The sequence below is a fragment of the Amycolatopsis sp. MEPSY49 genome (assembly GCF_051337345.1).
Classification (GTDB): domain Bacteria; phylum Actinomycetota; class Actinomycetes; order Mycobacteriales; family Pseudonocardiaceae; genus Amycolatopsis.
The window spans coordinates 1,040,642-1,062,265 of record NZ_JBDLYJ010000002.1 but is presented as its reverse complement, the minus strand read 5'-3'; the positions used below and the strand labels follow the sequence as shown (position 1 = coordinate 1,062,265).

The following is a 21,624-nucleotide window of genomic DNA, read 5'->3' as shown; positions in this document are numbered from 1 at the left end:
GCCCCGGTCCTGCCGAAATCAGGATCGGGGCGCTTCCGGACGTTCGTGGTAGGCCTGGCGGGTCCGCTCGGTGTGCTTGGCCATGATCTGCTCGGCGGCTTCGGCGTCGCCGTCGGAGATCGCGTGGATCAGCTCGTCGTGCTCGTTCCACGCGTCGCGCCCGCGAGGCCGGGCGATCGGCGTGTAGTACCAGCGGACCCGGCGGTCGACGAGGCCGATCAGCTCCGCCAGCACGGCGTTCCCCGACAGCTGCGTGATAAACGCGTGGAGCGCGGCGTTGGCCGCGACCAGGCCTTCGGTGTCTTCGGCGTGCAGGGCCTGGACGCCGACTTGCTGCAGGTCCCAGAGCCGGGCGACGTCGTCGGCGGTGGCGCGGCCGGCGGCGAGCTTCGCGGAGTGCGTCTCCAGCACGCTGCGGACGCTCAGCAGCTGGTCGGCTTCCTCGTCGGTCGGCAGGTGCACGAAGGCGCCCTGGGCGGGCCGGAGGTCGACCCAGCCCTCGCTCTGCAGCCGCTGCAGGGCTTCGCGGACGGGCTGCCTGCTGACGCCCAGGTACTCGGCCAGGTCGGCCTCGACCAGGTGCTGCCCGGGTTCGAGGGTGCGGTTGATGATCAGCTCGGCGAGGGCCTCGTAGACGACCTGCCGCAGCGGCGCGGGCCGTTCGACGCGCTTGGCGGCGGTCGAGCTGAGCGAGCCCTTGGCCGTGCGGCGGCCGCTCGGGCCGCGGTCGGGGAGGGGCGAAGCGGGCTGGCTCACGGGACACCTCGAAAGGGGAGAGGAACGCGATGATCTGCCATCAGGATACAGGTTTTGGTATGCAAAATCCCAGAAACTCACCCCGTCGGGGCTTTTCTGTCGGAGTGGATCAACGGCGAGCGGGCGAGGTGACCCCTCGTGTCGGTTTTGTCGGATTTTGCTGCGCCGCCTGAGTGACTTGCCCCTGGTCACCGTCGCGGATCCAGGATACTGTATGCAATCGAGCGCTCGACCAGGGAGGCACATCATGAAGGTGGCTGTTCTCGGGGCCGGGGCGATCGGCGCCTACGTCGGGGCCGCGCTGCACCGCGGCGGGACCGAGGTGCACCTGATCGCCCGGCGCGCCCACCTCACCGCGATGCGCGAGCACGGCGTCCGCGTGCTCAGCCCGCGCGGCGACTTCACCGCGCACCCGCACGTCACGGACGACCCGGCCGACGTCGGCGAAGTGGACTTCGTGTTCCTGGGCCTCAAAGCCAACTCCTACGCTTCGTGCGGACCGCTGCTCGCCCCGCTGCTCGGCCCGGACACCGCGATCGTGGCGGCGCAGAACGGCATCCCGTGGTGGTACTTCCACGGCCTGAAGGGACATCCGCTCGAAGGCAGGCGGGTCGAGACCGTCGACCCGGGCGGTTCGGTGACCGCCGTCCTCGAGCTGCGGCGCGCGATCGGCTGCGTCGTCTACTGCTCCACGGTCATCGAGGAACCGGGCGTGATCCGGCACCTGGAAGGCACCCGGTTCTCCCTCGGCGAGCCGGACGGCGAGACCTCCGCGCGCTGCAAGGTGCTGAGCGCGGCGATGATCGCCGGCGGGCTCAAGGCCCCGGTCGAACCCCGCCTGCGCGACGACATCTGGATCAAGCTGATGGGCAACGTCGCCTTCAACCCGCTCTCGGCGCTGACCCGGGCGACCATGGCCCAGATGTGCGAGCACGACGACACGCGCGCGCTCGTCGCCACCATGATGACCGAGACCCTCGCGATCGCCCGCGCGGCGGGCAGCGACCCCGGCGTCTCGGTCGAGAAGCGCATCGACGGCGCCTGGCGCGTCGGCCACCACAAGACGTCGATGCTGCAGGACCTCGAAGCGGGCAAGCCCCTCGAGATCGACGCGATCATCGGCGCGGTCGTGGAGCTGGCCGGCCTCACCGGCGTGCCCGCGCCGGCCCTGCGGCACGTCCACGCCGCCATCTCGCTGCTCGACCACACCAGCCACCCGCCCGTCCCCGTCGGGGCGCACTGAACCGGAGGTGCCCGTGAAGCGCAGGAACACCGAGCCGTACGTCCGGCTCACCCAGCCCCTGGTCCGCGACTCCGGCGTACTGCGGCCGGCGACCTGGGAAGAGGCCCTCGACCGGGCCGCCGCCGGCATCCGCCGGACCCTCGAACGCAAGGGACCGGAGGCGTTCGGGATGTTCTCGTGCGCCCGCGCGACGAACGAAATGAACTTCGTCGCCCAGAAGTTCACCCGCGCGGTGATCGGCACGAACAACGTCGACTCGTGCAACCGCACCTGCCACGCGCCGAGCGTGGCGGGCCTGGCCCGGGTGTTCGACAGCGGTGGCGGGACGTCGTCCTACCAGGAGATCGAGGACGCCGACGTCATCGTCATCTGGGGCGGCAACCCCCGTGAAGCGCACCCGATCTTCTTCCAGCACGTCCTCAAGGCCGTCCACAAGGGAGCGAAGCTCTTCGTCGTCGACCCGCGGCAGACGAGCACCGCGAGCTGGGCGCACCGGCAGCTGCAGCTCGAAGTGGGCACCGACATCCCGCTGGCCCACGCGATCGCCCGCGAGATCATCCACTCCGGACTCGCCAACACGACGTTCATCGAGCGCGCCACCGAGGGGTTCGCCGAGTTCGCCGCGTCGGTCGAACCGTGGACCCTGGAGGTCGCCGAGAAGACCACCGGCGTGCCGGCCGGGCTGATCCGCGAACTCGCCCACACCTATGCCCGCGCCGACCGCGGGCAGCTGTCGTGGACCCTCGGCATCACCGAGCACCACAACGGCACCGACAACGTCCTCGCGCTGATCAACCTGGCGCTGCTGGCCGGGCAGGTCGGCCGCTACGGCGCGGGGCTGAACCCGCTGCGGGGACAGAACAACGTCCAGGGCGGCGGCGACATGGGCGCCATCCCGGACCGGATGCCCGGCTTCCAGGACATCCTCGACGCGGACGTGCGGGCGAAGTTCGACACCGCGTGGGGCTCGTCGATCCCGCCGCACAAGGGTCTCAACCTCACCCAGATGCTCGACGCGATGGAACGCGGCGACCTGACCTGCGTGTACATCATCGGCGAGAACCCGGTCCAGTCCGAAGCGGACTGCGAGCACACGATCAAACGACTGTCCAACGTGGACCACCTGGTGGTGCAGGACATTTTCCTCACCAAGACCGCGCAGCTGGCCGACGTCGTGTTGCCGGCGTCGGCGGCCTGGTGCGAGAGCGACGGCACCTTCACCAACTCCGAACGCCGTGTCCAGCGCGTCCGCAAGGCCCTCGACCCGCCGGAAGGCGCGCGCGACGACATCGAGCTGCTCTCGGAACTGGCCCGCCGGCTCGGCCACGACTGGCACTACACCGGTGGCGAGGAGGTCTGGGACGAGCTGCGTTCGCTGTCCCCGATGCACGCCGGGATGTCGTACCGGCGGCTGGAAGAGCTGGGCGGCATCCAGTGGCCGTGCTACTCCGAAGACACCCTCGAACCGACGTTCCTGCACGGCCGCCTGTGGGCCGACGACCCGGCCGAGCGCGGCCGCCCGGCGCCGTTCACGGTGCTCGAGCACAGCCCGCCGGTCGACCTGCTCACCGAGGAGTTCCCCATCCGGCTCACCACCGGCCGGCGGCTCGATTCCTACAACACCGGTGTCCAGTCCGGCGGGTTCCCGTCGCCGCTGCGGCAGGGCGAGACCCTCGACCTCTGCCCGGAAGACGCTCGTTCGCTCGGCGTCGAACCCGACGAGCTGGTCCGCATCTCCTCGCGGCGCGGTGAGATCGTCGCGCCGGTGCGGCTCGACAAGGGCCTGAAGCCCGGGCTCGCGTTCATGACCTTCCACTTCCCGGACGAGGTCGACGTCAACGTCATCACCATCGAAGCGACCTGCCCGATCGCCGGGACGGCCGAGTACAAAGCCGCGGCGATCCGCGTCGAGAAGCTGCCGGTGGAGGTCTGAAGTGGACCTCAAGCTCCTGGACGCGGTCGCGTCGCGTGAAGAACGGGAGGCGGTCGCCGGCTTCGAGGGCGGTGGCCGCGACCGGCTGCTGCCCGCGCTGCACGCGGTCAACGACCGGGTCGGCTGGATCAGCCAGGGCGCGCTCAACCTCATCTGCGAGGCGCTGCACGTGCCACCGGCCGAGGCCTACGGCGTGGCCAGCTTCTACTCGCTGTTCGCGCTGGAGGAGCGCCCGGAACGGGTCGTGCACGTGTGCACCGACCTGGCTTGCCGGCTCAAGGGCGCGGACACCGTGTGCGACGTCCTCACCGAGCACGTCGGCGCCGCGGGGAAGGCGCGCGGCGGGGTCACGTGGCTGCGCAGCCCGTGCCTCGGCGTGTGCGAACGAGCCCCCGCGGCGCTGACGTTCCAGGCCGGCGACCCGGCGGCCACCGAACTGCTCGCGCCCACGACCGGCGCGTCGGCGGTGCTGGCCGCCCAGCGGGCACCGTCCGCTTCGGACGGTGCGCCGCCGGTGCTCCACCAGCAGGACGGGTTGCGGCTGCTGCGCCGGGTCGGCGTGGTCGATCCGTCCAGTTTGGACGACTACCGGGCGGCCGGTGGGTACGCCGCGCTGCGCAACGCCCTGCGCATGGGCGAGGCCGCGGTGCTCCGCGAGGTCACCGACTCCGGCCTGCTCGGCCGTGGGGGCGCGGCGTTCCCGACCGGGCGCAAGTGGGCGGCCACGGCCGCCCAGCCCGCCGGCCCGCACTACCTGGTGTGCAACGCCGACGAGAGCGAACCCGGGACGTTCAAGGACCGGGTGCTGCTCGAGGGCGACCCGTTCGCGCTCGTGGAGTCCATGACGATCGCCGCGTTCGCCATCGGGGCCCGGCAGGGGTACATCTACCTGCGCGGCGAGTACCCGCGGGCGCTGCGGTTGCTACGCAACGCCCTGGAGGTCTGCCGCGAACGCGGGTTCCTCGGCGTGGACATCATGGGCCACGAGGGGTTCTCGTTCGACATCGAGATCCGGCGCGGCGCGGGCGCCTACATCTGCGGCGAGGAGACCGCGATCTTCAACTCGATCGAGGGCTTCCGCGGCGAACCGCGCACGAAGCCGCCGTTCCCGGTCGAGAAGGGGTTGTTCGGCAAGCCGACGGTCGTCAACAACGTCGAGACGCTGGTCAACGTGCCGCTGATCCTCACCGAGGGCGCGGCCGCGTACCGGTCGATCGGAACCGAAGCCTCGGCCGGGCCCAAGCTGTTCTGCCTGTCCGGCAACGTCGAACGGCCGGGCGTCTACGAAGTGCCGTTCGGTACGACTCTGCGGGAACTCCTCTCCTTGGCCGGGGGAGTACCCGAAGGCCGTTCGCTGCGCGCGATCCTGCTCGGTGGCGCGGCCGGTGGGTTCGTCCGGCCGGACGAGCTGGACCTGCCGCTCACCTTCGAGGACGCGCGGGCGGCGAAGACGACGCTCGGCTCGGGGGTCGTCCTGGTGCTGGACGACCTGGCCGACCTCGGCGGGTTCCTGCTGCGGATCGCGGAGTTCTTCCGCGACGAGTCGTGCGGGCAGTGCGTCCCGTGCCGGATCGGGACCGTGCGGCAGGAGGAGGCGATCCGGCGCGTCCTCGCGGCCGGCTCGGAGGAGCGGCCGCTGCTCCGCGAAGTGGGCGGGGTGATGCGGGACTCGTCGATCTGCGGCCTGGGCCAGACGGCGTGGAACGCCATCGAGTCCGCCATCGACCGGTTGGGAGCGCTGCAGTGACCAGCGACGACACACGCTTCCCAGTGGAGGAGCCATGACCACAGTGGACATCGGGATCCCGAAGCGGCTGGTCGAGTTCACTGTGGACGGTGAAACCGTCCGCGTGCCCGAAGGATCGACGATCCTCGACGCCTGTACGGCGGCGGGCAAGGACATCCCGACGTTGTGCTACGGCGACACCCTGGAACCGGCGAACGCGTGCCGCGTCTGCATGGTCGAAGTCGAGGGCTCGCGGACGCTGGTGCCGTCCTGCTCGCGCAAGGCCGAGCCGGGGATGGTGGTGCGCACCGATTCGGAGCGGACGCGCACGAGCCGCAAGGTGGTCCTCGAACTGCTGGCATCGGCGACGGACCTGTCGACGACGCCGGGCGTCGCCGAGTGGATGGCCGAATCGGGCGCGGACCCCGGCCGCTTCGGCCCCGACGCGGCCACCGTGGCGCAACCGGCCCTGGTGGACAACGAGCTGTACGTCCGGGACTACGAGAAGTGCATCCTCTGCTACAAGTGCGTCGACGCGTGCGGCGACCAGTGGCAGAACTCGTTCGCGATCAGCGTGGCCGGCCGCGGGTTCGACGCGCGGATCTCCACGGAGTTCTCGAACCCGCTGCCGGACAGCGCGTGCGTGTACTGCGGCAACTGCGTCGAGGTCTGCCCGACCGGGGCGCTGAGCTTCAAGCGCGAGTACGACAAGCGCGCGGACGGCACGTGGGACGAGTCGCGCCAGAAGCAGACGACGACCGTGTGCACGTTCTGCGGGGTGGGCTGCAACCTGACGCTGCACGTGCAGGACAACGAGATCGTCAAGGTGACCTCACCGCACGACAGTTCGGTGACCCACGGGAACCTCTGCATCAAGGGCCGCTTCGGCTGGCAGCACGTTCAGAACCGCTAGCGGCCCCCGTTCGCCCGGAGGCGCCGCGGCTCGACGAGTCGCGGCGCCTTCGTCGTCCCACCGTTGACCGCGCCGCAGGCCAGCAGCTATTCTCGATATGCGAAAGAAAAATTCCGGATAGTGAAATTCGAGGTCGCGATGCCAGAAGAGGGGCACTCCCTGCCGTACGTCGCCAACCTGTCGATCCTGTTCAAGGAGGTACCGCTCCTCGAGCGGGCCGCCGCCGCGCGGGAGGCCGGGTTCACCGACGTCGAGTACTGGTGGCCGTTCGACACCGCGGTCCCCGCGCGCGACGAGGTCGACGCGTTCGTCAAGAGCTTGGCCGGAGTCAGGTTGCGCGGGCTGAACTTCTACGCCGGCGACATGGCGGCGGGGGAACGCGGCCTGGTGTCGTGGCTCGGCCGGGAGACCGAGTTCGCCGACAGCCTCGTCGTCGCGCTCGGCATCGCCGAACGCACCGGCTGCCGCAGCTTCAACGCGCTCTACGGCAACCGGCTCGACGGCGAAGACCCCGTCAAGCAGGACGAACTCGCCCGCGTACATCTCGCGACGGCCGCCGAAGCCGCCGCGAAGATCGGCGCGCAACTGGTCCTCGAACCGCTTTCCGGCGCGGACCGCTACCCGCTCAAGACCGCCGCGGACGCCGTGGCCGTGCTCGACGACCTCGGGCGCGACAACGTGCGGCTGCTGGCCGACCTGTACCACCTGGCAGTCAACGGGGACGACCTGGACGCGCTGGCGGCGAAGCACATCTCCCGGATCGGGCACGTGCAGATCGCCGACGCTCCCGGCCGGCACCAGCCCGGCACCGGCTCCCTGGACATCGACGGGCACCTCGCGAAGCTGCAGAACGCGGGCTACGCCGGGTTCGTCGGGATCGAGTACGTCCCGGAACCCGACACCGTCACGTCGCTGAACTGGCTGCCGAAGACCCGAAGGGGACGAGCATGAAACTGGGATTCATCGGACTGGGCGTGATGGGCGCCCCGATGGCCGCGCACCTGGTCGCGGCCGGGCACGACGTCAGCGGCTACGACGTCACCCCGGCCGCGGGGGAGAAGCTCGCGGCCGCCGGCGGACGTGCCGCGACCGGGGTCGCCGACGCGGTCGCCGGGGCGGACGTCGTCATCACGATGCTGCCGAACCACCCGCAGGTCGAGGAGGTCGTGCTGGCCGCGGGCGGGGTCCTCGACAACGCGGAACCGGGTGCGCTGCTGATCGACATGAGCACCATCCGGCCCGAGACGTCGATCGCCGTCGCGGAAGCCGCGGGGGACAAGAGGATCCGGGTCCTGGACGCCCCGGTGTCGGGCGGCCAAGCCGGGGCCGAGCAGGCGTCGCTGTCCATCATGGTCGGTGGTTCCGAAGAGGACTTCGAGGCCGCGAAGCCGGTGTTCGACGCGCTCGGCAAGACGATCGTGCACGTCGGCCCGCACGGCGCCGGCCAGGTCGTGAAGGCCGCCAACCAGCTCGTCGTGGGCGGGATCTACGGCCTGGTCGCCGAGGCGATCGTGCTGCTCGAAGCGTCCGGAGTGGACGCCGCCGTCGGCCTGGACGTCCTCGCCGGCGGCCTGGCGGGCAGCCGGATCCTCGAGCTGAAGCGCAAGTCCATGGTGGACCGCCAGTTCGCGCCCGGCTTCCGGATCGACCTGCACCACAAGGACATGGGCATCGCGCTGGCCGCCGCCCGGCAGGCCGACGTCGCGCTCCCGCTCACCGGGCTGGTCGCCCAGCTCGTCGCCGCCGGCCGTGCCATGGGGTACGGCTCCCTGGACCATTCGGCCTTGCTGAAGGTCGCCGAACAGTTGTCGGGCCGCGTCCCGGCGGAGGTGTGACATGCCCAGAATCCCCGCGATGCAGGCGGTCGTCGACGTCCTGGAAAGCGAAGGCGTCGACACCGTCTTCGGCTGCCCGGGCGCCGCGATCCTCCCCCTGTATAACGCCCTACAAGGCCGGGCGATCCAGCACCTGATCGTCCGCCACGAAGAGGGCGCGACGCACATGGCCGACGGCTGGGCGAGGACGAACGGCAACGTCGGCGTCGCCATCGGCACGTCCGGTCCGGCCGGGACGAACATGATCACCGGGCTCTACACCGCGCACGCGGACTCGATCCCGATGATCTGCATCACCGGCCAGGCGGCGACGACGAAGTTGCACCAGGAAGCCTTCCAGGCCGTCGACATCGTCGAGATCGCCAAGCCGGTGACGAAGTGGGCGGTGCAGGTCAAGGAGGCGGCGCAGCTGCCGTGGATCTTCCGCGAGGCGTTCCGGATCGCCCGCTCGGGCCGGCCCGGCCCGGTGCTGATCGACCTGCCGATCGACGTCCAGAAGCAGGACATCGAGTGGGACTCCTCGATCGACTCGCCGCTGCCGGTGACGGCCGTGAAGCCCGCGTCCGCGCGGGTCGAGCGGGCCCTCGACCTGCTGCTGGCGGCCGAGCGCCCGATCATCCTGGCCGGTGGTGGCGTCGTCCTCGGCGAGGCGAGCGAGCAGCTGCGGGCGGTGGCCGAGCGCCTGGACGTGCCGGTGCAGGTGACGCTCATGGGCAAGGGGAGCTTCCCCGAGGACCACGAGCTGTTTGCCGGGATGGCCGGCATCCAGACGTCGCAGCGCTGGGCGAACGCGGCCTTCCTGGAGTCCGACCTGGTGCTGGCGCTCGGCGCGCGCTTCGGCGACCGGCACACCGGCGAGCTGTCGGTGTACCGGGGTGACCGGAAGTTCATCCACGTCGACATCGAGCCCACCCAGCTGGGCAAGGTGTTCGGGCCGGATCTCGGGATCGTCTCGGACACGCGGGAGTTCCTGGCCGCGCTGCTGACGGCGCTGGAGCACCGCGAACCGCGGCCGCGCAGGGAGTGGGTCGGCCGGATCGCGGAGCTGAAGGAAGCGCTTCCCCGCCGCGAGGACTTCGACACGCTGCCGATCAAGGCGCCCCGGGTTTTCAAGGAGATCAACGAAACCTTCGGCGAGGACACGTACTTCGTCACCGCGATCGGGCTCTACCAGATCTGGTCGGGCCAGTTCCAGAAGGCGCACAAGCCACGCCACTACCAGGTGTGCGGCCAGGCCGGCCCGCTCGGCTGGGAGATCCCCGCCGCGATCGGCGTCAAGAAGGCACGGCCCGAAGCCGAGGTCGTCGGGGTGGTCGGCGACTACTCGTTCCAGTTCCTCGTCGAGGAGCTGGCGGTCGCCGCCCAGTACGACGTCGGGTTCGTGCTGATCATGCTCAACAACGAGTACCTCGGCCTGATCCGGCAGGCCGAGACCGGCTACGACATGAACTTCGAGGTCGACATCCACTACGACTCGAACGGCACGGACAACGTCAAGATCATGGAAGCCTACGGCTGCTCGGGCACCCGCGTGCTCGAACCGGGGGAGATCCGGACGTCCCTGGAGTGGGCCCGCAAGGAGGCCGAGCGCACCAGCCGCCCGGTCCTGGTGGAGATCATGATCGAACGCGAGGGCAACGCCGCCATGGGCGCCGCGCTCGACGCCGTCAAGGAGTTCGAGCCCGCCTGACATCCGCGTGACCACGGCCGCCGCACGAGACCCTGACCTCGTGCGGCGGCCTTTCCGCGTCCGCGATCAAGGCGTTGTCGGAAAGTACAAACGCGAGCCGCAAATTCACCCGTCTTTCAGGGGTTTTGCCGTGGCCCCGGCCACAGCCGAGCGTGTGTACTCCTTGCCGAAGCAGCCCCGAAAGGACGTCCACAGTGGAATTCCTCCGACCCGCCTCGCTGGCCGACGCGCTCGCCGCGCGCGCCGCGAACCCCGGTGCGGTCCCGATCGCCGGCGGCACGGACGTGATGGTCGAGCTCAACTTCGACCACCGCCGTCCCGAAGCCCTGCTCGACCTCGGCCGCGTCGCCGAGCTGCACGAGCACGGCACCGACGGTGGCCGGATCCGGCTCGGCGCGGCCGTGCCCTATGCCCGGATCATCGCCGAACTGGGCACGCAGCTGCCCGGCCTCGCGATGGCCGCGCGGACCGTCGGGTCGCCGCAGATCCGCAACCGCGGTTCCGTGGGCGGCAACCTGGGCGCGGCTTCGCCCGCGGGTGACTCGCACCCGGCGCTGCTCGCGGCGGACGCTGAGGTCGAGATCGCGTCGGTCCGCGGCACCCGGATCGTGGCGGCGAAGGACTTCTACGTCGGGGTCAAGCGCAACATTCTGGAGCCGGACGAGCTGATCACCGCCGTGCTCATCGAGCCGGCGACCGGCCCGCAGCAGTTCAGCAAGATCGGCACCCGCAATGCCATGGTCATCGCCGTCGCCGCCTTCGGACTGGCGCTGCACCCGGCCGAAAAGCGGGTCGGCACCGGCGTCGGCTCGGCGGCGCCCACCCCGCGGCGTGCCCTCGAAGCCGAGGAGTTCCTGGCGGGCGAGCTGGATTGGGACGCGCCGAAGGCGCTGAACGACTCGGTCAAGCGCCGTTTCGGCGACCTGGTCGCCGCGGCCGCCGCGCCGATCGACGACGTCCGCGGCAGCGCCGCCTACCGGCGCCATGCCCTGGGGGTCATGGCGCGCCGGACGCTGACCTGGGCCTGGACCGAATACTGCGGAGGGAGCGCGAAGTGCGCGTGAACGTCACCGTCAACGGCGAGTCCCGCCGGGCGGACAACGTCTGGGAAGGCGAGAGCCTGCTCTACGTGCTGCGCGAGCGGCTCGGCCTGCCGGGCTCGAAGAACGCCTGTGAACAGGGCGAATGCGGCTCCTGCACGGTCTACCTCGACGGCGTCCCGGCCTGTGCGTGCCTGGTCGCGGCCGGGCAGGCCGAAGGCCGCGAGGTCGTCACGGTCGAGGGTCTGGCCGAGGGGGACGACCTCGACCCGGTCCAGGAGTCGTTCGTCGAGCGCGGCGCCGTCCAGTGCGGGTTCTGCACGCCGGGCCTGCTGGTCGCGGCGCACGACCTGATCGAGCGCGTCCCGGACCCGAGCGATGTCGAGATCCGCGAGGCCCTCGCCGGGAACCTCTGCCGCTGCACCGGGTACGAGAAGATCCTCGACGCCGTTCGTGACGCGGCCGCGAAGAAGGCCGTCCGATGAGCGCGCCGGCCCGGTCCCCGCAGGAGCTGCACGACACGATCGCCGGCGGCATCGGCGAGAGCCCGCTGCGCCCGGACGGCACGCTCAAGGTCCGCGGCGAGTTCGCCTACTCCTCGGATCTGTGGCACGAGGACATGCTGTGGGGTGCCACGCTGCGCAGCCCGCACCCGCACGCCCGGATCGTCCGCCTCGACGTCTCCCGCGCCCTCGCCCAGCCGGGCGTGCACGCAGTGCTCACGCATGAGGACGTACCCGGCGAGAACGTCTACGGCCTCAAGTTCCAGGACACCCCGGCGCTGGCCGACGGCCTGGTCCGCTACCAGGGCGAGCCGGTCGCCATCCTGGCCGCCGACCACCCGGAGATCGCGCGGCAGGCGCTCAAGGAGATCGTCGTCGAGTACGACGTCCTCGAGCCGATCACCGACCCCGAGCGCGCCGCGCACGACGACACCCTGCCGAAGCTGCACCCCGGCGGGAACCTGGTCCGCCACCAGCGGATCGTCAAGGGCGACCCGGCCGCGACGGCGGACGTCGTGGTTTCCGGCGTCTACGAGATCGGCATGCAGGACCAGGCGTTCCTCGGCCCCGAATCAGGCCTCGCGGTGCCGGCCGAAGATGGTGGCGTCGACCTCTACCTGGCCACTCAGTGGCTGCACGTCGACCAGCGCCAGACGGCGAAAGCCCTCGGCCTCCCGCTGGAGAAGGTGCGGCTGACGCTGTCCGGTGTCGGCGGCGCGTTCGGCGGTCGCGAGGACCTGTCCATGCAGATCCACTCGTGCATGCTCGCGCTGCGCACCGGGCGGCCGGTGAAGATGAGCTACAACCGCCTGGAGTCGTTCTTCGGGCACGTCCACCGCCACCCGGCGAAGATGTACTACGAGCACGGCGCCACCCGCGACGGCAAGCTGGTCTACGTCCGGGCGAAGCTGTACTTCGACGGCGGCGCGTACGCGTCCAAGACCCCGGTCGTGGTCGGCAACGGCACCACCCTCAGCGTCGGTCCCTACGACGTCCCGAACGCGCACATCGAAGGCTGGGGCGTCTACACCAACAACCCGACCTGCGGTGCGATGCGCGGGCTCGGCGCGGTCCAGCCGACCTACGCCTACGAGTCCCAAATGGACAAGCTCGCGTCCGCTTTGGACATGGATCCCGCCGAACTGCGGATCCGCAACGCCCTGAGCGAAGGGTCCACTGTGGTCACCGGCCAGGTCGTCGACTTCCCGGCGCCCGTCGCCGAGCTGGTCCAGCGGGTCCGCGATCTGCCGCTGCCGCCCGAGCCGGCCGGTGAACGCGACATCCGCGAGCTGCCCGGCGGCGCGTCCAACACCACGCACGGGGAAGGTGTCGTCCGCGGTGTCGGTTACGGCGTCACGATCAAGAACATTTCCTACGCCGAAGGGCTCGACGACTACTCGACCGCCCGCGTCCGCCTGGAGGTGCTCGGCGGCGAAGCGGTGGCCATGGTCCACACCGCGGCCGCCGAGGTCGGCCAGGGGCTCGTCACCCTGCAGCAGCAGATCGCCCGCACCGAACTCGGCCTGACGCGGGTGAGCGTGCACCCGGCCGACACGAGCGTCGGCGACGCCGGCTCCAGCTCGGCGTCGCGCCAGACCTACGTCACCGGTGGCGCGGTCCGCAACGCCTGCCGCGCGGTCGCCGAGGCGGTCTACGCCCGGCTCGGGGTGTCCGCCGAGGGCATGTCCCTGACCGGCGGGAAGGTCGTCGCGGCCGACGGCGAAGTCGTCGCGGACCTGGCCGAGCTGCTCGGCGACACCGCGATCGAGGAGACCCGCGAGTTCCACCACCGCCCGACCTACCCCCTCGACCCGGAAACCGGGCAGGGCGACGCCCACGTCCAGTACGGCTTCTCGGCCCACCGTGCGGTGGTCGACGTCGACCTGGACCTCGGCCTGGTCAAGGTCGTGCAGCTCGACTGCGCCCAGGACGTCGGCAAGGCGATGAACCCCGACGCCGTCGTCGCCCAGATCCAGGGCGGCTCGGCGCAGGGCCTCGGGCTCGCCGTGATGGAGGAGATCGTGGTCGAGGGTGGAAAAGTCAAGAACCCGTCGTTCACCGACTACCTCATCCCGACCATCCTCGACATGCCGCCGATGCGCGTCGACGTCCTCGAACGCCCCGACCCGCACGCGCCCTACGGCGTCCGCGGCGTCGGCGAGCCGCCCACGATCTCCGCGACGCCGGCGATCGCCAACGCCATCCGCGCGGCCACCGGCCTCGAGCTGCCGCGCGTCCCGATCCGCCCCGAGCACATCACTGGAGTTTGAGATGACCACGTCGCTTTCCGTCGAGCAGGAATGGCTCGACCAGGCCGTCCGCATCGCGGAGACCAACGTCGCGAACGGCGGCGGCCCGTTCGGCGCGCTGATCGTGAAGGACGGTGAGGTCGTCGCGACCGGCGTCAACCGCGTCACCGCGAACCTCGACCCGACCGCGCACGCCGAAGTCGTCGCGATCCGCGCGGCCTGCCAGGCGCTCGGCACGTTCAAACTCGACGGCTGCGTGCTCGTCTCCAGCTGCGAGCCGTGCCCGATGTGCCTGTCCTCGGCGCTGTGGGCGCGCGTGGACAAGGTGATCTTCGCGGCCGACCGCGACGACGCGGCCAAGGCCGGTTTCGACGACCGCGCCTTCTACGAACTGTTCGACCGTCCCCGCGAAACCTGGACGGTTCCCGTGACGCGACTGTCCGCAAAGGACGGTTTCGCCCCCTTCGCGGCTTGGCTCGACAAGAGCGACCGCACCGACTACTGACCCACAAGGCCAGCTGACCGGAGCACAACCGAATCGAACGTCCCGCTCGGCCAGGCACGGCGTAGTGCCTGGCCCTGGCCGAGCACACCCACCGGCAAGGGCAGGACGCATGACCCAGACCGAAGTCCCCACCCCAGTAGTCGACGAAGTACCCCCGCAACGCCGCTCACTGCTCGACAGGCTGTTCGAGCTGCGCGCCCGGCAGAGCACGGTCGGCCGCGAAGTCCGCGGCGGCGTCACGACGTTCGTCGCGATGGCGTACATCGTGCTCCTCAACCCGCTCATCCTCGGCGCCTCCGCCGACATCACCGGCGCCCGGCTCTCCGCCGCGCAGGTGACCACCGCGACGGCGCTGGCCGCCGCGGTGATGACCGTCCTCATGGGACTCGTCGGCAACGCGCCCCTCGCGCTGGCCGCCGGGCTCGGCATCAACGGCATCGTCGCCTTCCAAATGGCCCCCTCGATGACCTGGGCGCAGGCGTTCGGGCTGGTCGTGCTCGAAGGCGTCTGCATCGTGCTGATGGCCGTCAGCGGCGTCCGCGAGCGGATCATGAACGCCATCCCGCGGCCGCTCAAGACGGCGATCACGGTCGGGATCGGGCTCTACATCGCGCTCGTCGGCCTGGTCAGCGCCGGGTTCGTGACCCGGATGCCGGACGCGGCACAGACCACGGTCCCGGTGCGCCTCGGGGCGAGCGGGCACCTGCACGGCTGGCCGATCGTGGTGTTCTGCTTCGGGCTGCTGCTGATGATCGTGCTGGTGGCGCGGAAGGTCCCGGGCGCCGTGCTGATCAGCATCGGGGTCGCCACCGTGTTCGCGGTCGTGCTGCACGAGGGGTTCGGCGTGGGCGGCTGGGGCCTCACCAGCCCGGAACTGCCCGACCACGTCGTCGCGGCGCCGGACTTCGGGCTCTTCGGCCACATCGACCTGCTCGGCGGCTTCGCGTCGGCGGGCGCGCTCGCGGCGACGGTGTTCCTGTTCACGCTGGTGCTGTCCGGCTTCTTCGACGCGATGGGCACGATCACCAGCGTCTCGGACGAGGCCGGGCTGTCGAAGAACGGCAAGGTCCCGCGGATGGGCCGCATCCTGCTGGTCGACGGCGCGGGCGCGATCGCGGGCGGCGTCACCGGCTCGTCGCCGAACACGGTGTTCCTGGAATCCGCGGCGGGCGTCGGCGAAGGCGCCCGGACGGGCCTGGCGAGCGTCGTCACCGGCCTGCTGTTCGCCGGGACGTTGCTGTTCACGCCGCTCGCCGGGGTCGTCCCGGCTCAGGCCGCGGCGCCGGCGCTGGTGGTCATCGGCGGCATGATGGTCGCGCAGTGCCGCAACATCCCGTGGCACGACCCGGACTACACGATCCCGGTGTTCTTGACCGCGGCGCTGATCCCGTTCACCTACTCGATCACCAACGGTGTCGGCGCCGGCCTGATCGCGTTCGTGCTGATCAAGATCGGCCGCGGCAAGTGGCGCGAGGCCGGCTGGCTGCTGTCCCTGCTGGCGCTGGTGTTCGCGGTGTACTTCGCCGTCGACGGCGTCGAAGCCCTCTTCCGCTAAGGAGATCCCCGTGGCCCTGATGTTCTTCAACGGCGGCGCCATGCGCGGCGAGCCGCTGCACCACCTCCTGGACGGCTCGCCGTTCGTGGGCACCGCCCGGACGGCGGCGAAGTACCGGTTCTACGCGGTGGGCGACCAGTGCCCGGCGCTGTACCCGGTCTCGCACGGCGGCGCCGAAGTGACCGGCGAGGTGTACGACGTCTCGCTGGACGACCTGCGCGACAAGGTGCTGCCGTCCGAGCCGCACGAGCTGGAGCTGGGGGTGGTGGAGCTGACGGACGGAAGTTCGGCGTTCGCGATGCTGCTGCGGCGGCCGTACACCTCACACGCCGCCCTGCGCGACATCACCGAGGTCGGCGACTGGCGGGCGTACAAGGCGAGCGCGTGAAGGTCCTGGTCGCACCGGACAAGTTCAAGGGGTCGCTGACCGCGGCCGAGGTGGCGTCGGCGGTGGCGTCCGGCCTCGCCGACGTCCACCCCGGTCTCGTGGTGCAGGAGCTCCCGGTGGCCGACGGCGGCGACGGAACGGTCGACGCCGCCGTGGCCGCCGGTTACGAGCGGGTGCGGGTGCCGGCGCGCGGCCCGACAGGAGAGCCGGTGACGGCGTCCTACGCGGTCCGCGGGGTCACGGCGATCGTCGAGCTGGCCGAGGCATCCGGGCTGCATCGGCTGCCGGGCGCGCCGGAACCGCTGACAGCGACGAGCGCGGGCACCGGCGACGTGATCGCGGCGGCGGTCCGGGCGGGGTGCCGGCGGATCGTGCTCGGGGTGGGCGGCAGCGCGTGCACCGACGGCGGCGCCGGGCTGCTGACGGCACTGGGAGCCCGGCTCCTGGACGGATCCGGTCGCGAGCTTCCGTTCGGCGGCGCGGCTCTCGCCCGGCTCGCGGCACTGGACGTGTCGGGCATGTCCGAAGTGGACATCGAGCTGGCGAGCGACGTGGACAACCCGCTGTACGGCCCGCGTGGAGCGGCGGCCGTCTACGGACCGCAGAAGGGAGCGTCCCCCGACGACGTCGAGACGCTGGACGCGGCATTGCGACACTGGGCGTCGATCGCCGGCCAGGAGTTCGCCGAACGGCCGGGCGCCGGCGCCGCCGGGGGAGTGGGCTTCGCGGCGATGGCGGTGCTGGGCGCCCGGATGCGCCCGGGCATCGAGCTGTTGCTGGACCTGCTCGGCTTCGACGAGGCGCTGACCGGAGCGTCGCTGGTCGTGACCGGTGAGGGATCCCTCGACGAGCAGACCCTGTCCGGCAAGGCCCCGGCCGGAGTGGCCCGAGCGGCGGCGGCGAAGGGCATTCCGTGCGTCGCGGTGTCCGGACGCTGCCGACTGTCCTCGGCGGACTTGACGGCCGCGGGATTCTCGGCAGCGTACGCGCTGACGGACCTGGAACCGGACCCGTCGCGCTGCATGGCGGAGGCGGCACCACTGCTGCGCCGGCTCGCACATCGCGTGGCGATCGACTACTTCTCGCTGTCGAGGTGATCAAGCTGGGCGGCGGCGTAGCGACCGCCTGAAGCAGCCCCGGCGGGGACGGCGGCCTCGATCTCCGCGAGGTCGGCGGCGGTCAGCTCGACGTCGGCGGCACCGAGGGATTCGGCAAGGCGGGCCCGGGTACGGGCACCGACCAGGGGAACGATGTCGTCGCCTTGCGCGGCAACCCAGGCAATGGCGAGCTGCGCGGTCGTGACGCCCTTGCCCGCGGCGAGCTTGCCGAGCGCATCGGTCAGGGCGAGGTTGCGATCGAGGTGCTCGCCCTGGAACCGCGGGGCGTGGCGACGGAAGTCCCCGGCGGCCAGCTCCCGCGACGGCGGCCAATGGCCGCTGAGCAGGCCACGCGATAGGACACCGTACGCGGTGACACCGATGCCGAGCTCCCGGGCGGTAGGCAGGATCTCGGCCTCGATACCGCGCGAGAGCAGCGAATACTCGATCTGCAGGTCCGAGATCGGGTGCACGGAGGCAGCGTGGCGCAGGGTGTCCGCGCCCACTTCGGACATCCCGATGTGCCGGATGCAACCGGCCCGGACCAGCTCGGCAAGCGCACCGACCTGGTCTTCGATGGGCACGGCCGGATCGAGCCGGGCGGGCCGGTAGACGTCGACGTGGTCGGTACCGAGTCGGCGCAGGCTGTAGGCAAGGAAGGTCTTGACGGTTTCGGGACGGCCGTCGTGGCCGAGCCAGGATCCATCCGGCCCGCGCAGCGCACCGAACTTGAGGCTGATCACCGCCCGCCCGCGAGCACGGCCGCGAAGGGCGTCGCGCAGCAGCATCTCGTTGTGGCCCATGCCGTAGAAGTCGCCGGTATCGAGCAGGGTGACCCCGGCGTCGAGGGCGGCGCGGATGGTGGCAACGGACTCGGTGTCGTCAGCCGGGCCGTAGAGATCGGACATACCCATCAGGCCGAGCCCGAGTGCGCCGACGGCGGGACCGGTCCCGCCGAGGATGCGGCGAAGCATCAAGTCTCCCGTGTTTCCGATGATACTGGACACAACGTATCACCGATACCGAACGACTGCTACTAAGAATTTGTTATCATCGAAACCATGGCAACGAAGACGGCGGTGGACACCAGGGCGCGCATCCTCGAGGCGGCGGCAGCACTGCTGGTGGCAGAAGGCCGCGACGGCCTGTCAACACGCGCGGTGAGCGCGGCGGCGGGCGTCCAGCCACCGGCGTTGTACCGCCTGTTCGGAGACAAGGACGGCCTGCTCGACGCGGTGGCGGCGTACGGGTTCGACGAGTACCTGACGAGCAAGCGAGCACTGGGCTCGACGGGCGACGCGGTCGAAGACCTCCGCCGAGGCTGGGACCTGCACATCGAGTTCGGACTGTCCCGCCCGGAGTTCTACGTGCTGATGTACGGCGACGCACGCCAGGGCCGCACATCCCCGGCGGCGCAGGAGGCGGAGGCGATGCTGCGAAGCATCGTCGAGCGCGTAGCGGAGGCGGGGAGGCTGAGGGTAAGCGTCGAGCGAGCGGCAAGGCTGGTGCACGCAACAGGAATGGGAGTGGTCCTGTCCCTGATAGCAACCCCGGAGAGCGACCGCGACCCAGAGCTGTCGACAACGGCAAGGGAGACGGTACTGACCCGAATCCTGACAGGCACGGAGGAGCCGAAGGGCTCAAATCTCCCGGAACGAGCAATCGCGCTGCGAGCGGGCCTCGACGGCGCAGCGGCACTGACCCAGGCCGAGCGGGTGCTGATGGCGGAGTGGCTGGACCGCATAGCGGACGCATAAGCGAGGCCTGTCGAGAACCCGCACCGGGTAGAACCCGGGACCCAAGCGAGGGACCAAGCGAGAACAGCCTTAACCCATCCGTCGGTGGGCTGTATCGATCCAGTCCCATCGGACATTGCTTGTCACCGACCCGTGACCCAATATGTTGCGGCCAACAACATATGGACGACAACGCCGTCGGAGGCCCCGAATGATCAGGTGGAAAGCGATCCTGGCCTGCACCGGAGCAGCAATCCTGCTAACCGCGACAATCCCGGCGACAGCCCAGGCAACGGGCACGGCAACGGACTGCTGCGGCGGAGGGGCCTCCTGGGCAACGGGCAACAAGTCGGCGTTGGGCACGTCGACGACGACCGGAAGCCCGGTGTGGTTCACGGTCGCCGACGGCGTGACATCGGAAGTCTTCTACCCCCGGGCAGACGTCCCGAACATCCAGGACATGCAGTACGTGATCACCGACGGCACCAGTTTCGTGGACCTCGAGCGCGACGCGACCAACCACGTGGTGACGATGCCCGACGAGAAGGCGCTCCAGTACACCGTCACGAACACGGCGAAGAGCGGCAAGTACCGGATCACCACGGACTACGTGACAGACCCGGCCCGGGCAACCCTGATCACGAACACCCGCTTCCAGTCCCTGGACGGCGGCACCTACCGGCTCTACCTCCTGGCCAACCCGTCAATGGCCGGCGGCGGCGCCAACGACAACGCATGGTGGGACGGCACCGGTCTCGTGGCGAGCGGAACCGAGACGCTGTTCGGCGGCACGGCCACGACCGTGGTGCAAGCCCTGCGGGTCTCCACCGGCTTCACGGCGCACGACAACGGCTACGCGGGCGCGGCCAGCGACTGCCTGACGGACCTGCGAGCCGACAAGAACCTGAACAACCAGTTCGACAACCTCTCCGGCACGGGCAACGCGGTCCAGTGTGGACAGATCCCGGTAGGCACGGACACGACGTTCACGGTCGCCCTCGGCTACGGCAGCACAGCGACAGCGGCGACCTCGAACGCGACCGGCTCGCTCAGCACCGGCTTCTCGGCGATAGCAACGTCCTATCGCAGTGGCTGGAACTCATACGTGAACAGCCTGAAACCCGCACCGGCAAGCGTCTCGGGGGACACCCAACGACGTCGCGCTTACTACGTCGCGGCAATGGCGCTCAAGACGGCCGAAGACAAGCAACACCCCGGAGCAAGCGTCGCCGGCCTGGCAACGCCCTGGGGCAACTTCACGAACGGCGACCAGCTGAACGACGGCTACCACCGCGTCTGGGGCCGCGACCTCTACCAGCAGGCGACCGGTCTCCTGGCCGCCGGCGACACCGCCCAGGCCAAGCGGATGGCCCAGTTCCTCTGGAACTCCCAGTGGATCGGCAGCCCGACCGCGGGCGACGGCATGACGTACCCGGCTGGGTCCTTCCCCCGCTACAGCCCGGTGTCCGGGGTGAACGGAGCCAGCGCCCAGCAACTCGGCTGCTGCGAACAACTCGACCAGGACGCGGACGCGATCCTGCTGGCGTGGTTGACGGGCCTCACCGACGGGTCGACGTACGCCAAGGTGAAGACGACGGCCAACCACATAGCCTCGACCGGCCCGGACACCACCGAACGGTGGGAGGAGCAGTACGGGAAATCCCCGTCGTCGATAGCCGCCGAGATCGCCGGCCTGATCGCGGCGGGCGCGATCGCCCGGGCCAACGGCGACACGGTGAGCGCGACGTCGTGGGAGTCCACAGCGGACTCCTGGCGCAACTCCCTGGCCGGCTGGACGGTCACGACATCCGGCTACTGGGGCGGCCACACCTACTACGAACGCCTCGACCGCGCGGGAAGCCCCAACGACGGCGCGACGATCTGCTTCGACGAAGGCTGCTTCTACGAGCACGACGTCACCGACTTCGGGTTCCTCGACCTCGTCCGCCTCGGCATCCGCCCGGCGGCCGACGCGACGATCGCGAACTCGGTCGCGCCCACGGCGGCCGCGTCCGACGGCAACTCGTCGGTGCAGGTCACGCTGCCCAACGGCGACGTCTACTTCCACCGCTACCCGCACGACAACTACGGCGAGAGCACGGCGAACTGCACCGGCTGGCCCGCCAACGGCAGCCGGCGGTTCGGCCGGCTGTGGCCGGTGCTGTCGGGGGAGCGCGGGCAGTACGAACTGGCCAACGGCCGCTCGGCCGCGGTCTACCTGAAGTCCATGGCGGACTCGGCCAACGACGGCTACTTCGTCCCCGAGCAGGTCTGGGATCGCGCGGACGTCGGCTGCTTCGGCCTGGGCCGCCCGACGGGCAGCGCGGGTCCGCTGATGTGGGCCGAGGGCCAGTACCTGCGGCTCGCGCAGAGCATGGACGCGGGCCACAACCTCGACACGCCGTCGATCGTGAAATCCCGCTACGGCACCTGATGACCCGCCGGTCCGGCACGC

At 70.5% G+C, this 21,624-nt stretch carries 18 protein-coding genes; 16 read left to right on the top strand and 2 right to left on the bottom strand.

Going from position 1 to position 21,624, the window contains the following annotated elements; all coding sequences use genetic code 11:
• Nucleotides 1-18: 18 nt before the first annotated feature.
• Nucleotides 19-756 (bottom strand): GntR family transcriptional regulator, encoded by a 738-nt coding sequence (locus ABFJ78_RS14070; protein ID WP_436386500.1) that lies wholly within the window; start codon nt 754-756, stop codon nt 19-21.
• A gap of 247 nt (nt 757-1,003) precedes the next feature.
• Here ABFJ78_RS14070 and ABFJ78_RS14065 point away from each other — a divergent pair, with 247 nt between their 5' ends.
• The 14 genes from ABFJ78_RS14065 to ABFJ78_RS14000 all read left to right on the top strand — a co-directional run bounded on the left by ABFJ78_RS14065 (nt 1,004) and on the right by ABFJ78_RS14000 (nt 17,433).
• Entirely contained in the window at nt 1,004-1,999 is a 996-nt protein-coding gene (locus ABFJ78_RS14065; protein ID WP_436386498.1) for a 2-dehydropantoate 2-reductase, read from the top strand.
• 13 nt (nt 2,000-2,012) lie between these two features.
• A complete protein-coding gene (locus ABFJ78_RS14060) occupies nt 2,013-3,932 on the top strand; it encodes a molybdopterin oxidoreductase family protein (RefSeq protein ID WP_436386497.1) in 1,920 nt (639 codons plus the stop codon).
• Between the two features lies 1 nt (nt 3,933).
• Nucleotides 3,934-5,679, top strand: a complete 1,746-nt coding sequence (locus tag ABFJ78_RS14055; RefSeq protein ID WP_436386495.1) for an NAD(P)H-dependent oxidoreductase subunit E — start codon at nt 3,934-3,936, stop codon at nt 5,677-5,679.
• 34 nt (nt 5,680-5,713) lie between these two features.
• Nucleotides 5,714-6,571 (top strand): 2Fe-2S iron-sulfur cluster-binding protein, encoded by an 858-nt coding sequence (locus tag ABFJ78_RS14050; protein ID WP_436386493.1) that lies wholly within the window; start codon nt 5,714-5,716, stop codon nt 6,569-6,571.
• 138 nt (nt 6,572-6,709) lie between these two features.
• The gene (locus ABFJ78_RS14045) at nt 6,710-7,522 is read left to right on the top strand and encodes a hydroxypyruvate isomerase family protein (RefSeq protein ID WP_436386491.1); all 813 of its coding nucleotides are present in this window, start codon (nt 6,710-6,712) and stop codon (nt 7,520-7,522) included.
• Complete coding sequence (locus tag ABFJ78_RS14040) at nt 7,519-8,406, top strand: 2-hydroxy-3-oxopropionate reductase (RefSeq protein WP_436386489.1); 888 nt, start codon at nt 7,519-7,521, stop codon at nt 8,404-8,406. The genes ABFJ78_RS14045 and ABFJ78_RS14040 overlap by 4 nt, the downstream gene beginning before the upstream one ends.
• A 1-nt stretch (nt 8,407) precedes the next feature.
• Nucleotides 8,408-10,096, top strand: coding sequence for a glyoxylate carboligase (gene gcl, locus ABFJ78_RS14035; protein WP_436386487.1), 1,689 nt, complete (start codon nt 8,408-8,410; stop codon nt 10,094-10,096).
• Between the two features lie 194 nt (nt 10,097-10,290).
• Nucleotides 10,291-11,160 carry an FAD binding domain-containing protein gene (locus tag ABFJ78_RS14030; RefSeq protein ID WP_436386486.1) on the top strand — a complete coding sequence of 290 codons (870 nt, stop codon included), beginning with the start codon at nt 10,291-10,293 and terminating at the stop codon, nt 11,158-11,160.
• The gene (locus tag ABFJ78_RS14025; protein WP_436386484.1) at nt 11,151-11,621 is read left to right on the top strand and encodes a (2Fe-2S)-binding protein; all 471 of its coding nucleotides are present in this window, start codon (nt 11,151-11,153) and stop codon (nt 11,619-11,621) included. Before ABFJ78_RS14030 ends, ABFJ78_RS14025 begins: the two co-directional genes overlap by 10 nt.
• The gene (pucD, locus tag ABFJ78_RS14020; protein WP_436386482.1) at nt 11,618-13,909 is read left to right on the top strand and encodes a xanthine dehydrogenase subunit D; all 2,292 of its coding nucleotides are present in this window, start codon (nt 11,618-11,620) and stop codon (nt 13,907-13,909) included. Before ABFJ78_RS14025 ends, pucD begins: the two co-directional genes overlap by 4 nt.
• Before the next feature lies 1 nt (nt 13,910).
• Nucleotides 13,911-14,393: a nucleoside deaminase gene (locus ABFJ78_RS14015; RefSeq protein WP_436386481.1), complete on the top strand. Its 483-nt coding sequence runs from the start codon at nt 13,911-13,913 to the stop codon at nt 14,391-14,393.
• A 109-nt stretch (nt 14,394-14,502) separates the two neighbouring features.
• Nucleotides 14,503-15,948 carry an NCS2 family permease gene (locus ABFJ78_RS14010; RefSeq protein WP_436386479.1) on the top strand — a complete coding sequence of 482 codons (1,446 nt, stop codon included), beginning with the start codon at nt 14,503-14,505 and terminating at the stop codon, nt 15,946-15,948.
• 10 nt (nt 15,949-15,958) lie between these two features.
• A complete protein-coding gene (locus ABFJ78_RS14005) occupies nt 15,959-16,336 on the top strand; it encodes an allophanate hydrolase-related protein (RefSeq protein WP_436386477.1) in 378 nt (125 codons plus the stop codon).
• Entirely contained in the window at nt 16,333-17,433 is a 1,101-nt protein-coding gene (locus tag ABFJ78_RS14000; protein ID WP_436386476.1) for a glycerate kinase, read from the top strand. Before ABFJ78_RS14005 ends, ABFJ78_RS14000 begins: the two co-directional genes overlap by 4 nt.
• On the opposite strand, the gene ABFJ78_RS13995 is transcribed toward ABFJ78_RS14000, so the two are convergent.
• Nucleotides 17,412-18,407, bottom strand: coding sequence for an aldo/keto reductase (locus ABFJ78_RS13995; protein ID WP_436386474.1), 996 nt, complete (start codon nt 18,405-18,407; stop codon nt 17,412-17,414). The genes ABFJ78_RS14000 and ABFJ78_RS13995 overlap by 22 nt on opposite strands.
• An 87-nt stretch (nt 18,408-18,494) precedes the next feature.
• Here ABFJ78_RS13995 and ABFJ78_RS13990 point away from each other — a divergent pair, with 87 nt between their 5' ends.
• Nucleotides 18,495-19,190, top strand: coding sequence for a TetR/AcrR family transcriptional regulator (locus tag ABFJ78_RS13990; protein ID WP_436386472.1), 696 nt, complete (start codon nt 18,495-18,497; stop codon nt 19,188-19,190).
• Nucleotides 19,191-19,380: 190 nt separating this feature from the next.
• Nucleotides 19,381-21,603: a glycoside hydrolase family 15 protein gene (locus ABFJ78_RS13985; protein ID WP_436386471.1), complete on the top strand. Its 2,223-nt coding sequence runs from the start codon at nt 19,381-19,383 to the stop codon at nt 21,601-21,603.
• Nucleotides 21,604-21,624: the final 21 nt, after the last annotated feature.

Bases quoted from the DNA above. Each gene is read 5' to 3' on its own strand.
- ABFJ78_RS13990 (WP_436386472.1), top strand. From the start codon at position 18,495: ATGGCAACGAAGACGGCGGTGGACACCAGGGCGCGCATCCTCGAGGCG.
- ABFJ78_RS14065 (WP_436386498.1), top strand. From the start codon at position 1,004: ATGAAGGTGGCTGTTCTCGGGGCCGGGGCGATCGGCGCCTACGTCGGG.
- ABFJ78_RS13995 (WP_436386474.1), bottom strand. From the start codon at position 18,407: ATGCTTCGCCGCATCCTCGGCGGGACCGGTCCCGCCGTCGGCGCACTC.
- gcl (WP_436386487.1), top strand. From the start codon at position 8,408: ATGCCCAGAATCCCCGCGATGCAGGCGGTCGTCGACGTCCTGGAAAGC.
- ABFJ78_RS14050 (WP_436386493.1), top strand. From the start codon at position 5,714: ATGACCACAGTGGACATCGGGATCCCGAAGCGGCTGGTCGAGTTCACT.
- ABFJ78_RS14045 (WP_436386491.1), top strand. From the start codon at position 6,710: ATGCCAGAAGAGGGGCACTCCCTGCCGTACGTCGCCAACCTGTCGATC.
- ABFJ78_RS14040 (WP_436386489.1), top strand. From the start codon at position 7,519: ATGAAACTGGGATTCATCGGACTGGGCGTGATGGGCGCCCCGATGGCC.
- ABFJ78_RS13985 (WP_436386471.1), top strand. From the start codon at position 19,381: ATGATCAGGTGGAAAGCGATCCTGGCCTGCACCGGAGCAGCAATCCTG.
- pucD (WP_436386482.1), top strand. From the start codon at position 11,618: ATGAGCGCGCCGGCCCGGTCCCCGCAGGAGCTGCACGACACGATCGCC.
- ABFJ78_RS14015 (WP_436386481.1), top strand. From the start codon at position 13,911: ATGACCACGTCGCTTTCCGTCGAGCAGGAATGGCTCGACCAGGCCGTC.
- ABFJ78_RS14010 (WP_436386479.1), top strand. From the start codon at position 14,503: ATGACCCAGACCGAAGTCCCCACCCCAGTAGTCGACGAAGTACCCCCG.